Genomic DNA, 14384 nt, shown 5'->3' with positions numbered 1-14384 from the left:
ATTTATGTTTTCTTTCCTTCTGGCGCTGCTTCTGCTTCCGCTGGCCAATTTCCTGGAAAAAAAACTCCGGTTTAAAAGAAGTCTTTCCTCTATCGTTTCTGTTGTAGTGATGCTGTTTGCCATTAGCAGTATCATGTATTTTTTTGCTAATCAGCTCAGCGACCTCTGGCAAGACTGGCCATTGTTAAAAACACAGGTTACCAATACCTTTCACGAAGCGCAGGAATGGATCAACCATACTTTTCATGTAGACGCAGAAAAGCAACTCAAATATATCAATGATACCGCTACCGGAGCACTGGCCAAAAGCGCAACAGTCTTAGGCACAACCCTGCTTACAGTATCCTCTACCATGCTGTTTCTTTCCTTTATCCTACTCTTCACCTTCTTTATTTTAAACTACAGAAGGATCCTGTTCACCTTTTTAACCTCTGTTTTTAAAGAAGAACATGCAGATAAAGTAAAAGACATTATTGAGCAGATCCAATACATTATCAAGAAATACATCACCGGTTTATTTCTGCAAATGGTGATTGTAACCATACTTATGGTGGGTATATTATCCCTTTTGGGTGTTAAATACGCTATATTATTAGGTTTGGTGGCCGGTATTTTTAACCTGATCCCATATCTGGGTATCTTTACCGCCCTGGCCATTAGTGTACTGATCACTTTCGCTACCGCCGGTGGTGCCAAGGTATTGCTTGTGCTGATCACATTCATTGGTGTACATGCACTGGACGGTAATATTTTAATGCCCTTAGTGGTGGGTTCAAAAGTAAAGATCAATGCCCTTATCGCCTTTGTAGGAATTGTAGTAGGTGAAATGATCTGGGGTATCCCCGGTATGTTCCTTTGTATCCCCTATCTTGCCATGATGAAGATCATTTTTGAACGTGTTGATCCACTAAAACCCTGGGCCATCCTGCTGGGCGAAGAACAACATGAGAAGAAAAAACGCCGGGTTTACCGGATCACCAAAAAGATAAAACTGGAAGAAAAAGACTAATAAAAGGATATTACCACAATGATGATTACCTTTAACGTCCTTAACTAATATAATAAAATGCCTAATAACATACCTCCAGTTACTGCAGCAGATCCTTCTTCCGCTTTTCAAAGACTATTAACCGTACTCGATACGTTAAGAACCCAATGTCCATGGGACAAAAAACAAACTATGGAAAGCCTCAGACATTTAACCATAGAAGAAACCTATGAATTGTCTGATGCCATTCTGGAAGGCGATCTGGAAGAAGTCAAAAAAGAACTTGGCGATGTTATGATGCATCTGGTCTTCTATGCCAGGATTGCTTCAGAAACCAACGACTTTAGCATTGTAGATGTACTCAACGGCGTTTGTGATAAACTGATCAGCAGGCATCCACATATCTATGGCGACGTGGTTGTACAAGACGAAGCCGACGTAAAACGCAACTGGGAACAACTTAAGCTAAAAGAAGGCAATAAATCAGTACTGGCCGGCGTACCTAAAGGACTGCCTTCACTGGTTAAAGCCAGCCGCATCCAGGAAAAAGCAAAAGGCATAGGCTTTGACTGGGAAGACAAAGCCCAGGTATGGGAAAAAGTAGAAGAAGAACTACAGGAATTTAAGGCTGAATTTAATGTCGTAGATAACAGCGCTATTGATATTGAAAAAGCCGAAGGTGAATTTGGAGATCTGCTGTTCTCGCTCATCAACTACGCACGTTTTATACATATCAACCCAGAAAACGCATTGGAAAAAACCAATAAAAAGTTCATCAAAAGGTTCCAGTACCTGGAAAGTAAAGCCAAAGAAAACGGCAAGGCCCTACAGGATATGACACTTGCCGAAATGGATGTTTATTGGAACGAAGCGAAACAGCTCTAATTAGCTGTGCTTCTTTTTCATAGTCATTTTAGCTTTCTGACCAATTCCATAGTTGTAATTTTTTGAATTGCTGTCTTTCTTCTGATGATAAGCACCTCCACCGCGGGGGTTCTCGTCTTCATCTTCAGACAGATATTTATTCTTATCAGCTTTCTTGGATTTTGGAGGCGTAACGATCTGCACCTCTTCCGGAAGTTCCATCTGTTCAAATTTCTGTCCAATGGCCTGCTCCAGTTTTCTAACCTGCGCCAGTTCCAGATCCGTTGAAAAAGTAATGGCCACCATTTCTTCAGTAGTTGGTCTTTTCAAAATGCGGTTTAAGAACACTTCCTTCGTTTCCGGAAGTTCAAAATGGAAAATAAAGGAAATACCTTCCAGATCCAGGTCCGGACAAGCCTCATTGGCCACCACCAATACACGGGCTTCCTGCATTTCTTTAAAATCACCAAAATCATCAAAGCCGCTCTCGTCAAAGTGTAAAGGTTTCAGCATGGCATACTCCCCTTCTTTTTGACTTTCCAGACTTTTAACCAGTTTCTGTGCAGTTAATCTTGAATTCACAAAAACTACTACTTTATCAAATACCTCATCGTCCCTTAACAGGGTATGCAATAAATGAAGTTTTGTTTTATAATTTGGTACGTGATACAGCATTTGAGGAACAGTTTCCGCTTTATCACCAAAGTCTTCTACTTCAATCAATGCAGGGAAGTTCATAAACTGATCAATCATTTTATACAATTTATCATGAACCACCTCCGTAAAGATCAGGTGCTGGCATTTACCAGCGCTTCTGGCCAGTTCTGCAACGGGCAGCTGCATGCCCTGACTTACAATCTGAGCCGCATCATCCACAATAAAAGTTTGCAGTTTACTTAAGTTCAAACCCAGTTTCAGGTATACTGCTCTGGCTCTTGTTGGTGTAGCCACCACGATATCTGTACCCAAGGCCAGTTCATTTACGTCAGATTCTAAACCTCCTGTACCCAACAGCCCCATGATGTTCAAATCACGGTTACGGCTTAAAGAGATGAACTGCTCAATTACCGCCTCACCCCGCTCCTGATCAGCAACCAGGATCAAGACCTTAGGTGCATCATCTTTAGTATATTTCAGTTTAGACAAAACAGCAAGCACATAGGTAGTTGTTTTACCAGCGCCTTCAGGGCCAACAGCGATAATATCTTGTCCGCCAATAATTCTGGACATGGTTTTCAGCTGGATTTCTTTAGGGGTTAAGTATCCGGCATCAGTCATTGCTGTTACCAGGCCTTTGCTTAGTTTTAATTTATCTAACGACACAGTTTCTACATTTATAATAATTCTGCAAAGTTACGCAAAATAACCCTGTGATTAGGCAGAATTAACTATCCAGCTTACTGAAATCAATCAATTCATCCAAAGAAACCTCCAGACTCTCTGCAATCTGCATCAAACTATAAGCCGTAGGGTTCGCACCGTCCATTTCATACCGGTTCACCACTTGTTTATCCTTATACCCCATTCTTGAAGCCAATTGTTGCTGAGTAAGTCCTAGGCCGAGCCGCAATTGTTTTATGCGTTGACCAAGATTTTTCTTGAAATCAGGAACAGATATGTCATTCATCAACGCAAATTGAAGATTTAACCAAAAAATTGAGTCAACATATTTGTTGACTTTATAATATATTCTACTATATTTGTCCAGACGCCTTAAATAATGTCAGTCAGCCTAAAGAGTTCATATCGCTCCGGCAAAAGATGCTGTAAAATCAAAACAGCCTTTGAACTCAGCTTTAACCAGTTGAATGAACAGAAACTCAAAACTATCCTTCCAAAATTTTGCATCCCTTTAAAAACCATGGAAAACGATTCATCGTATATACATTCAATAGCGGTTTCTAAAAATTTAAGTAGTTAAGAATGGTACATTACAACACCTTTCCTAATACTAAAAAGGGCCTTTCTCAGCCTCATTGGGATTGGCATGCCACTGCATTGACTACCCACCTGAACCAGGCCTGTTCACTTTATTCATATTATCTTACAAATACAAAAAATAAATTAATAAATAATTTACCAATATTAATACTAAATATATTAGCTTTACGTACTAAATATATTAGCGACGTATTACGTATTTTTTTCATTAATGAAATCAACTATATGGATAGGAAAGAAAGCCAGAAAACAACCCATTACCCTAATTCAGGGGGCATGTTATATTTTTCAAACGAATTCTATAACTTCCATTATAATAAGACTTTAAAAGGTACTCCAGACACGCAAAGAAGTAATACCTACAGCAATGGACAGCTATAAAAACCTTCCGGACACTGAACTGCTGGCTCTTTTTCAGAACGGCGACAGAAAGGCTTATGAACAGATCTACTATCGTTACTGGGCCATTTTATTTCAACATTGCAGAAAAATGCTCCGCAACGATGAGGAATCAAAAGATCTTGTTCAAGACTTATTTTCTTTGTTCTGGCTGGAAGGCAAAGAACTAATCCTCAAAACCTCTCTATCTGCTTACTTATATACCGTGTTACGCTATAAAGTCTTTAACCTGATCGACAAAAACAGAGTCAGAGTAGATTATCTCTCCTCACTTCAAAGTTTTATAGAAAGCAATGAATCCTCCACTACCGATCATCTGATCCGGGAAAAACAAATGAAAGAGCTCATTGAAAAAGAAATAGCCTCGCTGCCAGAAAAGATGCGTGAAGTTTTTGAACTCAGCCGTAAAGCAAACCTGTCTTACAAAGAAATTGCTGCCGAACAGAACATTACTGACAACACGGTAAAGAAGCAAATGAACAACGCGCTAAAGATCCTGCGTTCTAAACTGGGGACAATTCTATTTGGTTTATTCCCTTAAGGGCAACTGATACTATTCTAATTTACACGCTTAAGCCGGTATTGATAGGACAGTTTGTTTTCACCTTCTGCGTTTTTAATTAAAATCAAGCTATCGCCTTTCGTTTCGCACAAATACTCCCCCTTCAGTACCGTTCCCCAATCAAAATCTGCAGTATATACAAGACTTGGATCTAAAGAGAATTTAACCCTTTTTCCAACCGACAGGTCAAATGTTCCGTTGGCCTCTCCAAAATTACGTCCAATTGTTTCAACGCTATTACGACTATTATAATTATTACCATTGAAATTTACTTCCGTATCATAAGTATTGTATTCCTTCTGATAAATTGAATAGAGTTTACCTTTATAAGCCCCATTGAGAGCAGATCGATCAATTTCAACTTGCTTTTTTTTGCATCCGGTCATCAAGATTACAAGGGCACCAAAGTATAGTAATTGTTTCATAGTTTTTTATTTGGTTTTTAACATAAACGACACTTTTCTACAAAACGCTACATCCCCCTTCAATGCATTGATTACGGATAGTTTGAAAGCAGCAGGAAAAATTAAATTCACATTTTCGTAACTTTTTCTTCATATCGCATTACACAAGCGCCCGAGCTAACTTACTTACTAGTATAAAACCATAATTGTAAAGAGACAACAACAGAATGAAAAACGAGAAGGCAAGCAGGTTGATTAAAGCGTATCTGGATGACACAGCAACTGCAGAGCAAAAAGCTCAGGCAGAAACCTGGTATATCAAAGCCGCTGGTGAGCAGGAAGAACCCAAAACCTCTGTTGATCTTTCCACTCTTGAATCAGAGACTTTACAATCCCTGCGTGCGCAACAAAAAACACAAAAACCGGTCAGAAAACTTTGGACAATAGGTATTGCAGCAAGCGTAGCAGCACTTGTTGTATTGGGTTGCTTTGCAACCTTCTGGTTCCGCACCAATCAAGGCTTGCCCGCAAACTATGCCAACGATATTCCTGCAGGTGGTAACAAAGCAACCTTGACCCTCGGCAACGGAAAAACCATTAACCTAACAGATGTTAAAAACGGCAAGCTGAGTAAACAAGGCGGCGTACAAATCACTAAAACAGCCGATGGCCAATTGGTCTATCAAATCATCGAAAATCAGGTATCCGAAATTAATGTCTCTACAAACACCATTTCTACCCCAAAGGGCGGACAGTACCAACTGATCCTGCCCGATGGAACCAAAGTATGGCTCAACGCTGCATCAAGTCTTAGCTATCCTGTTACCTTCACGGGGCGTGGGCAACGGGTCGTTAACTTGAGCGGCGAAGCCTACTTTGAGGTATTTAAAAACAAAAAGCACCCCTTTATCGTAAAATCAGCAAAGCAGGAAATCAAAGTTCTTGGTACACATTTCAACATAAGTGCTTATACAAATGATCCTGTTGTAAAAACGACTTTATTAGAAGGAAGCGTAGAAGTAAACGCTAAAACCATCCTGAAACCCGGAGAACAATCTAGTCTTAGCGATGGCCAAATCAAAGTAACCCCGGTGGATACAGAAGTTGCCGTAGCCTGGAAAAATGGCGATTTTATGTTCAAGAATGAACCTTTGGAAAATATAATGCAGCAGATAGCCAGATGGTATAATGTTGACGTGGTCTATTCAGACCCGCAAGTCAGCAATAAACGATTCGGTGGAACAATCTCGAAATTCAAAAACGTATCTGAAGTTCTATGCATGCTGGAACTCACAGAAGAGGTCCACTTTAAAGTGGAAGGAAGGAGGATAACCGTACTCTCAAAGAAATAAAAGCAACCCTATAACCGACACAATACAACTAACCAACAAAAAAGGCCAGAAGTGTTTGCCCACTTCCAGCCAGCAGCCTGTCTCGCAACCGATTAGAGATCATCACTTAACAGACTAAAACAAATGTATATAATTTACTCCAAAATATTGGACATGAATTGTCATGTCCGTAAAATCCTATTCCTAATGCGCTTAACCACCGTCATTCTTTTAGGAACTATGTTACACTTGAGTGCCGCTACATTTGGCCAGAAGCTGAACTATGTGAATAAAAACGTAAGCCTTGAACAGCTTTTCAAAGAAATAAAGAAGCAAACCAATTATAATGTGGTCTGGTATGAAGGGAAATTAAACACCGCCAGGGCAATCAACGCGGATTTTAGCAATGTTTCACTTGACCAGGTTATGGACAAAGCTCTGAGTGGTTTACCCCTCACGTATACGATCAGGCAGAACAACATTGTGATCAAGGAGAAAACGCCATCGATAATAGATAAGATTTCTAACATCCTCCAGGGTTTAAGCAAAGACATAAACATCCGTGGAAAAGTAATAAACGAAAACAATAAACCTCTAAAGGGGGCCACGATAAAGATCAAAAACACCAACAGGTCTGTGATCACAGGCGAGGATGGGAACTTCTATATAGATAAAGTACATGAGAAGACCATATTGGTTATCTCCTATTTGGGCTATAAAACAATAGAGAAAGAAGCATCAGAAAACCTTGGAGAAATAAAATTGATGGAGAGCCTCAATGAACTCGCAGAAATACAAATTGTAAACACAGGATATCAAAGCATCTCTAAACAAAAATTTGTGGGAAGTTTTGCTCAAATTGATAATAAATTATTAAATAGAAGTGTCTCAACAAGCGTTATAGATAGAATTAAAAATGTAGTAACAGGGATTTACTTTCAAGATCAGGATCTCCAGCTTAGCAAAATTGCTACTTATCCATTTGACAAAAACTCCGGAATAACAGTTCGTGGGCAAAGCACACTGAATGCTTCAAAAGAACCACTAATTATACTTGATAATTTTCCATATGAAGGCGAGATCAAGAATATAAATCCAAATGATATTGAGAATATAACAGTATTAAAAGACGCTTCATCTGCATCTATTTGGGGAGCTAGATCCGGTAACGGAGTTATTGTAATAACTACGAAAAAAGGTAAACAAAATCAAAAAATGAGCATTGATTTCACCAGCAATCTAACTATTGTTAATAAACCAAATTTGAAATATGGCAGAAACTTCCTGAATTCGAATGAATATATCGAAGTAGAACAATTTCTGTTCGACAAAGGCTATTTTGATAATCAGTTGAATGACAATATCTCATTTCCAATTATTTCCCCTGCAGTCGAATTAATGTCTAAATTTAAAATTGCAACTTCTGATATACAGCGATCTCAAATTCAAAGTCAGCTTAACGAGCTAAAAAAAATAGATGTTCGAGATGATTACAATAAGTATATCTATCAACGAGCAGTCAATCAACAATACTCACTAGGAATAAGAGGAGGTGGAAATAATATAGCTTATACTTTGTCTATTGGTTATGACAACAACAAGAACAATTTAATTCGCAATGGATATAATAGAGTTTCTATGAACTCCTTAAACACATATACACCAATAAAGAACTTGGAACTAACTGCTGGAATAAATTATTCACAAAGCAAGACCCTACTAAACAATGACTATGGATACGGATATTTTAACGGATTAGGGTCTCCATATGTCAGTTTGTATCCTTATGCAACTTTTGCAGATAAAAATGAACAACCATTATCAATCTTACAAAACTTAAGAAGATCATATGTAGAGACTGCTGAGTCTACAGGCTTTTTAGACTGGGAACTAAAGCCTCTTGACGAGATAAAACTGGCTAATCATAGCACTAACGTTTCGGATCTCTTATTAAAGATCGAGGCAAAATATCAAATTTTACCTGAATTGAGTTTTCAATTAAATTATCAAAATGAGAGACAAATTATTGAAGAGCGTAATTATCACAATTTGGACACCTACTATACTCGTAATTTAATTAATCAGTTTAGTATAGTTAGTGGCAGTTCATCTACGACATACATTTTACCTAAAGGAGGTATTTTAGATCTATCAAATACAAATTGGAAAAGCAATAACTTTAGAGGACAAATAACCTTTAATAAATCCTTTAATAAACATAACATAGATTGTATTATCGGTTCCGAAGTTCGGCAGTTAAATACCGAAGGTTATGCGCGCACCTCTTATGGATACAGCCAACAATTTGGTTCTTCTATTGACAATCTGGACTACGCAAGCTACTTTTCAATAAATCCATCCGGATTTTCAACGATCCCTGCTCCTCCAGGATTTATAGGAGGGTTTTTAAATCGAACTATTTCTTATTTCTCGGCTGGAAACTATGAATATGATGGAAGGTACACAATTAGTCTCAGTGCCAGAAAAGATGGCGCCAATTTATTCGGAGCTAAAGCAAATGATAAGTTTAAGCCATTTCTCTCAGGAGGAGCCGGATGGAGTTTGTATAAGGAACCATTTTACAAATTTAATTGGCTGCCATATCTACGCCTACGTACATCTTATGGTTTTCAAGGAAATACTTTTCAGAATAGCTCAGCTTACCTTACTGGCTTTTATACAATTGATGACATCACTAAAGCTAATTTTTTATATGTAGTCTCCGCTCCTAATCCACGACTTCAATGGGAACGTGTTAAAAATCTAAATATTGGTATAGACTTCTCAATCAAAAACAATATAATTAGCGGCAGCATAGAACTATACAAAAAGGCTGGATTAGACTTAATTCAGCCAAAAAATCTTCCTACACAAACAGGCTTTGATACCTATTTAGCAAATAGCGCAAGTACAGAGACAAAAGGTATTGATCTTACATTGACAAGCCAAAATCTCAAAGAAAATTTAAAGTGGTCAACAACATTATTATTTAGTAAACAAAATGATAATGTCACCAAATATGATACTCCTTACAACTCTTCAAGTATTTCAAATGGCGCTTACCTTGTAGGTAAACCGTTATCCTCAATATTTAGTTATAAATGGGCCGGTTTAAATCCAAAAAATGGAAACCCAAGAGGAATGCTCAACGGTAAAGTAAGTGAAGATTATGCCGCAATAATCAACAATTTTAATCCTGATAGTTTAGTTTACAATGGCTCTCAAGTTCCTACAATATATGGAGCATTTAGAAACGATTTTTCATATAAAGGTTTTAGTTTATCGGTAAATATTACTTACAGACTCGGATATGTTTTCAGAAAACCCTCGACTAGTTTAAGTTACGAAAATATTCTTAAAACCGGTCAAAACTCCGATTTTACCTTTAGGTGGAAAAAGGAAGGTGACGAAAAATCAACGAATGTTCCTTCAGTAACTTACCCTGGGGATACATACAAAGATTCTTTCTATCAGTACTCAGATATATTAGTTGAATCAGCTGACCATATTCGACTACAAGACATTCGTCTAGCCTACGATATCTCTCCCAGATTAGCGAAAAAGTTTTTAGTCTCAAACTTAACAATTTTTACCTATGCAAATAACCTAGGGATAATATGGCGAAAAAACAAGTCAGGTATTGATCCTTCTTCTGTTGGAAATACATTTGCATCTTATCCAAACCCCAGATCAATATCATTTGGTATTAATGCTAATTTTTAAACAAATGAAAAAAATGAAAAGCCACTATAAATTTAGTTCGTTTATTATACTTCTAATAATTATTATAAGTTGCAAAAAGCAAAATGATTGGCTAGACACAAAAAGTATTAAGTCATATGTCGTACCAGAAACACTTGATGATTTTCAAGCTCTAATGGACAATAGTCAAGTTTTTAACACTTCATCTACAGCGGGTTTAGTTGGATCTGACAACTCTTATCTCACCGATGTAAATTATAATTCATCTGCCCAAGAAAACAGGAATCTATATGTCTGGGCTAAGGAAATATGGATTACAGAAAATGCACCTAACCATTGGGATAATAGCTTCAAAATCATTGAGTATGCCAATGTTGTACTAGATGGATTAATTAAACTCAAGGGTTCTGGATATGAATATAATAATGTTAATGGTGAAGCCTTATTCCACAGGGCGTTGGCATATTATAATCTTGCACAATTATTTTGCAAACCATACGATAAAATGTCAATCTCTGATTTAGGACTTCCTCTTAGAAAAACCTCAGATGTTAATGAAATTTTTCCACGTTCATCTTTAAGTCAAACATACCAACAGATTATTCAAGATGCATCAAGTGCTTCTGAGCTATTGCCAGAGTCGCAAATTTATTTGCAGAGACCTATAAAAGCGGCTGCATATGCGCTCCTGGCAAAAACATATCTAAATATGGATGATTATAAAAATGCAGAAGTTTACGCCGATAAATACCTTAAGTTAAAACCACAGCTTTTAGATTTCAATAATGATCAGCTAGTTAACTTGACGAATATTTATCGTTTTCCTGTCTATGGCAAAGATAATCCAGAAGTAGTATTTTATGCAGAGAGTAATCAATTCAGACAAGTGATTCCAAGTACTTCCAATAAAGGGTTGGTACTTATGGATCTTTATAATTCTTACGAAGAAAATGATCTAAGAAAAATTTTCTTTTATCAGAAGGTTGCAACAGATGTGAAGTTCAGAGGTGGCTATAGTGGTAGCTTTTCAAATTTCACTGGGCTAGCAACAAATGAAATATATTTAATCCGAGCAGAGTGTCGTGCCAGAAACGGAAATCCTATTTCAGCAATGCAGGATTTAAATCTGTTACTACAACACAGATATAAATCAGGCACTTATAATAGTAAAACAATTAATAACCCAGATGACGCACTGATAACAGTCCTCGAGGAAAGAAGAAAAGAACTTCCTTTCACAGGAAATATTCGATGGGAAGATCTCCGTAGACTTAACAAAGAAACCAGATTTCAAAAAACTCTCACGAGATTAATAAATGGAACTAGCTATACTTTAATTCCAAATGATAAACGATATGTTCTACCTATTCCAACGCAGGAAATACGCTTAGCAGGCATCCAACAAAACGAAAGATAACTCACTAATAATCATGGCCATAAAACTAATTAACACACATACACTCCTATTGGCATTTAACCTTTTAGTTTATTGTTCAAAGGCAAACCCAAAATCGTTCATCCGAACAGATAGTACAATTCATATAAAAATCCTTTATAAAGAAGCAACTAAACAAGATACCTTGACCATTTCGATCGGCCAAAATATGCTAACTACTCTGGCCCGGAATGGCGATGGAGATAGAAGACAAAAGTATAAAGCAGTTCAAAATGAAAGAGGATATTACCAATTTGAAATTCCAGTACACCAATCTTGTGGTTATTTCGACCTATCAAAAAATAGAACCACGCAGGATGAATCTACATTATACAATATGGTACCAATAATGGATCCCCAGTTTTGGGAATTAGGAGATAGTATAACTATTAACTTAAAATTTACGGAATCCATTTTGGGTGGTGGTGCGGTTTGTACGTTTTATGGTAGAGGATCGGCAAAATATAATCTTTGCAATGACCTTTATCATTTCAATCTTCAACTTAAAACGCCGATAAAAGTTAGTGAAATATGGCCTCCTGGCTGGGATGGAAACATTCTTGAATATGAAAATTTTGATTCCATACCTACAATTATCTCAGCCAAATTAAAGGTACTTGATTCACGAAAAGATAGTCTTACAAACGAAAGTTACAATGTAATAAAAGCCAATCTTTTATATTCATCAAAAGGAGCCTGGTTTAGTCAAATTTTAAACTTTGGCAGAAATGGAAAGTTAAAAAAACTTAATAATAAAACTCAACAAGCCTTCTTAAATAGATTCAATTCCTCTTTTGATGCGTCTAATAATTATAAAATTGAGGACAAATATCTGATTAATTCAATAGATTTTTTATACTTCCTACAAAAAAGATTTCAAGCTTCATCAGTATTAAATACAGGTAAATATTCACCAGAATGGATATATAATGCATTAAAAAAATATCCAATCAGCAATGAAATTAAAGAAACCTTAATTATGCGAGAATTTGCGCATTCTGCTGTTTTCGCACATAATCTAGGTCAAATATATGATGATGCACAAACCATCATTAAAAATAAACAGTATTTAGGCCTACTCAAGGAGTTCAGGTCGAGAGTACCTGGGCAAACATTTACCGATTTCAGTTTAAAAGATTTGAATGACAGTATTAAAACTCTTTCAAATTATAAGAACAAAGTTATATTAATCGATTTCTGGTTTACGGGATGCGGCCATTGCGAAGATTATTATCGAGATATTTTATCAAAAGTGGAACAAAAGCTACAGAAGAATCCAAAGGTTATCTTTCTCTCGATATCAATTGACAAAAGCAAAATAGTTTGGAAGCAAAGTGTCGAAAAGGGAATTTACACATCTAAGGATGCCGAAAACCTATACACCAATGGCCAGATGGATCAGCATCCAATTATAAGAATAAACAATATACCAGGTTATCCCTTTTTAATCTTATTGGATAAAGACAGTAAAATAAAATCCTTTAATTCCGCAGATTTACATGAAGAAAAATCTCTAACAAAATCGATTATGGATTTGCTATAAGCAAATACAATTTTATTCAGTCCATATTAAAATGAGGACTGAGTTGATGAAATAGCAACTTTTAATGGATTATTTAAATCTGAGTATGATATTATTCCATTCAGATTTGAAAAATTAAAGCCAGGCAAGGCAATAATACTACAAGGAAGGTATCCACCATCACAGGTTCTTCCATCATAACTATCAATAATATACCACGAATTTCGCCCTGATCCAATTTGTCCACCGATATTAAGTCGTGTTGGGCTTTTATAATTTGTAAATGCACTCCCGCATAAAGCAATACTTGCAACAAACATACCTCTAAATAAATATTTCATGATTCATTTAAATATAAAAAAGGAGGGTGAGGAACCCTCCTTTCTATAATTAATATGCTGATTGTCTCGAAGAAATAATAACTTTTGAAGTATTATTCAAATCAGCTTCACTAATTGTACCTGTACTTCCAAATGTAAAGCTAACCGCGGTAAGTTTACAAGGTAAGCTTGGACCATCACAAGTTCTGCCCGTATTTTGGTCATAAGCATACACTTTATTTGGACTAGTCCCAGTTTCAGACACAACATAAGCAGTAGTTAGTCTTTTCGCATTAGTAAATGCACTTCCAGCCAAGGCAACTCCTGCTACTAGCAGGCCTAAAAATACTTTTTTCATAATTGTAATATTGAGGTTTTTGTTTTAAGATTGCCACATTTCTTTAAACAGGCCATGACATTTACCTGCTTCGCGCGCGCAATTTTTTATTTATAAATTTTCATTGCAAACCCAGCAAGAAAAATCAACATAGAATTAAACCAAATGTGATTCTTCCAAGACAGCTCAGCAATGACGCCACCACAGCTACAAGGGAGCTTACTATTAGTATAAAACATGTATAAAATATAAGAGAGAAATACGATCATCAACACTAGAGCTGCGAACATACCCAGTCTTTTAGTAGAGGGAACAATTAAAGTCGCTGCAACAATCAACTCAATAATAGGCACCAAGTATGCAATTAACAAATGATAGTCTCCGATGATCGGATAATGCACTAGAACTTTCTTAAAGGTATCTATTTTTATTAGCTTACTTGCTGCCGTATAAACAAATAGCATTACAAATAAGTATCCTATAATATCAAATACGGTTTCTCTTGCTTTATCTGACAGATGGAATTGCTTTTTTTTATTTAATATCGTTTCCATATCTATAATTCTAATTGTTTATAAT

Annotated in this window: 13 protein-coding genes; 7 read left to right on the top strand and 6 right to left on the bottom strand. The window is 36.6% G+C overall.

The genetic code is table 11. The annotated features are described in order from the left end of the window. Together VNZ46_RS12710 and mazG are read left to right on the top strand one after the other, a co-directional pair. On the top strand, nt 1-1009 hold a 1009-nt coding region (locus VNZ46_RS12710; RefSeq protein ID WP_325560489.1), incomplete at its 5' end, for an AI-2E family transporter. A gap of 57 nt (nt 1010-1066) precedes the next feature. Continuing rightward, nucleotides 1067-1873 (top strand): nucleoside triphosphate pyrophosphohydrolase, encoded by an 807-nt coding sequence (gene mazG / locus VNZ46_RS12705; protein WP_325560488.1) that lies wholly within the window; start codon nt 1067-1069, stop codon nt 1871-1873. On the opposite strand, the gene VNZ46_RS12700 is transcribed toward mazG, so the two are convergent. Beyond that, nucleotides 1874-3175, bottom strand: coding sequence for a DEAD/DEAH box helicase (locus VNZ46_RS12700; RefSeq protein WP_199079720.1), 1302 nt, complete (start codon nt 3173-3175; stop codon nt 1874-1876). A gap of 61 nt (nt 3176-3236) precedes the next feature. Next, the gene (locus tag VNZ46_RS12695; RefSeq protein ID WP_199079722.1) at nt 3237-3479 is read right to left on the bottom strand and encodes a helix-turn-helix domain-containing protein; all 243 of its coding nucleotides are present in this window, start codon (nt 3477-3479) and stop codon (nt 3237-3239) included. Between the two features lie 681 nt (nt 3480-4160). Between VNZ46_RS12695 and VNZ46_RS12690 the strand changes: the two genes are divergently transcribed. Then, nucleotides 4161-4733 (top strand): RNA polymerase sigma factor, encoded by a 573-nt coding sequence (locus VNZ46_RS12690; RefSeq protein WP_199079725.1) that lies wholly within the window; start codon nt 4161-4163, stop codon nt 4731-4733. A gap of 17 nt (nt 4734-4750) precedes the next feature. On the opposite strand, the gene VNZ46_RS12685 is transcribed toward VNZ46_RS12690, so the two are convergent. Continuing rightward, the gene (locus tag VNZ46_RS12685; protein WP_325560487.1) at nt 4751-5179 is read right to left on the bottom strand and encodes a hypothetical protein; all 429 of its coding nucleotides are present in this window, start codon (nt 5177-5179) and stop codon (nt 4751-4753) included. Between the two features lie 206 nt (nt 5180-5385). Between VNZ46_RS12685 and VNZ46_RS12680 the strand changes: the two genes are divergently transcribed. From VNZ46_RS12680 to VNZ46_RS12665, 4 genes are all read left to right on the top strand, one after another. After that, on the top strand, nt 5386-6510 hold the full coding sequence (locus tag VNZ46_RS12680; RefSeq protein ID WP_325560486.1) for a FecR family protein: 1125 nt from the start codon (nt 5386-5388) through the stop codon (nt 6508-6510). Between the two features lie 186 nt (nt 6511-6696). Then, nucleotides 6697-10212: a SusC/RagA family TonB-linked outer membrane protein gene (locus VNZ46_RS12675; RefSeq protein WP_325560485.1), complete on the top strand. Its 3516-nt coding sequence runs from the start codon at nt 6697-6699 to the stop codon at nt 10210-10212. A gap of 4 nt (nt 10213-10216) precedes the next feature. Next, the gene (locus tag VNZ46_RS12670; protein ID WP_325560484.1) at nt 10217-11608 is read left to right on the top strand and encodes a RagB/SusD family nutrient uptake outer membrane protein; all 1392 of its coding nucleotides are present in this window, start codon (nt 10217-10219) and stop codon (nt 11606-11608) included. Nucleotides 11609-11621: 13 nt separating this feature from the next. After that, on the top strand, nt 11622-13169 hold the full coding sequence (locus VNZ46_RS12665; protein ID WP_325560483.1) for a TlpA disulfide reductase family protein: 1548 nt from the start codon (nt 11622-11624) through the stop codon (nt 13167-13169). A 26-nt stretch (nt 13170-13195) separates the two neighbouring features. Here VNZ46_RS12665 and VNZ46_RS12660 read toward each other — a convergent pair whose 3' ends face one another. The 3 genes from VNZ46_RS12660 to VNZ46_RS12650 form a co-directional block, all read right to left on the bottom strand. Continuing rightward, a complete protein-coding gene (locus tag VNZ46_RS12660) occupies nt 13196-13489 on the bottom strand; it encodes a hypothetical protein (RefSeq protein WP_325560482.1) in 294 nt (97 codons plus the stop codon). A gap of 49 nt (nt 13490-13538) precedes the next feature. Further along, entirely contained in the window at nt 13539-13826 is a 288-nt protein-coding gene (locus VNZ46_RS12655) for a hypothetical protein (protein ID WP_325560481.1), read from the bottom strand. Between the two features lie 86 nt (nt 13827-13912). Then, complete coding sequence (locus VNZ46_RS12650) at nt 13913-14359, bottom strand: MauE/DoxX family redox-associated membrane protein (RefSeq protein WP_325560480.1); 447 nt, start codon at nt 14357-14359, stop codon at nt 13913-13915. Between the last annotated feature and the right edge of the window lie 25 nt (nt 14360-14384).

Source organism: Pedobacter sp., from assembly GCF_035566355.1.
GTDB lineage: Bacteria > Bacteroidota > Bacteroidia > Sphingobacteriales > Sphingobacteriaceae > Pedobacter.
The sequence above is the reverse complement of the archived record's forward strand: the minus strand, read 5'-3'. Positions and strand labels throughout refer to the sequence as shown.

Bases quoted from the DNA above. Each gene is read 5' to 3' on its own strand.
- VNZ46_RS12685 (WP_325560487.1), bottom strand. From the start codon at position 5,179: ATGAAACAATTACTATACTTTGGTGCCCTTGTAATCTTGATGACCGGA.
- VNZ46_RS12650 (WP_325560480.1), bottom strand. From the start codon at position 14,359: ATGGAAACGATATTAAATAAAAAAAAGCAATTCCATCTGTCAGATAAA.
- VNZ46_RS12690 (WP_199079725.1), top strand. From the start codon at position 4,161: ATGGACAGCTATAAAAACCTTCCGGACACTGAACTGCTGGCTCTTTTT.
- VNZ46_RS12660 (WP_325560482.1), bottom strand. From the start codon at position 13,489: ATGAAATATTTATTTAGAGGTATGTTTGTTGCAAGTATTGCTTTATGC.
- VNZ46_RS12655 (WP_325560481.1), bottom strand. From the start codon at position 13,826: ATGAAAAAAGTATTTTTAGGCCTGCTAGTAGCAGGAGTTGCCTTGGCT.
- VNZ46_RS12680 (WP_325560486.1), top strand. From the start codon at position 5,386: ATGAAAAACGAGAAGGCAAGCAGGTTGATTAAAGCGTATCTGGATGAC.
- VNZ46_RS12695 (WP_199079722.1), bottom strand. From the start codon at position 3,479: ATGAATGACATATCTGTTCCTGATTTCAAGAAAAATCTTGGTCAACGC.
- VNZ46_RS12670 (WP_325560484.1), top strand. From the start codon at position 10,217: ATGAAAAAAATGAAAAGCCACTATAAATTTAGTTCGTTTATTATACTT.
- VNZ46_RS12665 (WP_325560483.1), top strand. From the start codon at position 11,622: ATGGCCATAAAACTAATTAACACACATACACTCCTATTGGCATTTAAC.
- mazG (WP_325560488.1), top strand. From the start codon at position 1,067: ATGCCTAATAACATACCTCCAGTTACTGCAGCAGATCCTTCTTCCGCT.
- VNZ46_RS12675 (WP_325560485.1), top strand. From the start codon at position 6,697: ATGCGCTTAACCACCGTCATTCTTTTAGGAACTATGTTACACTTGAGT.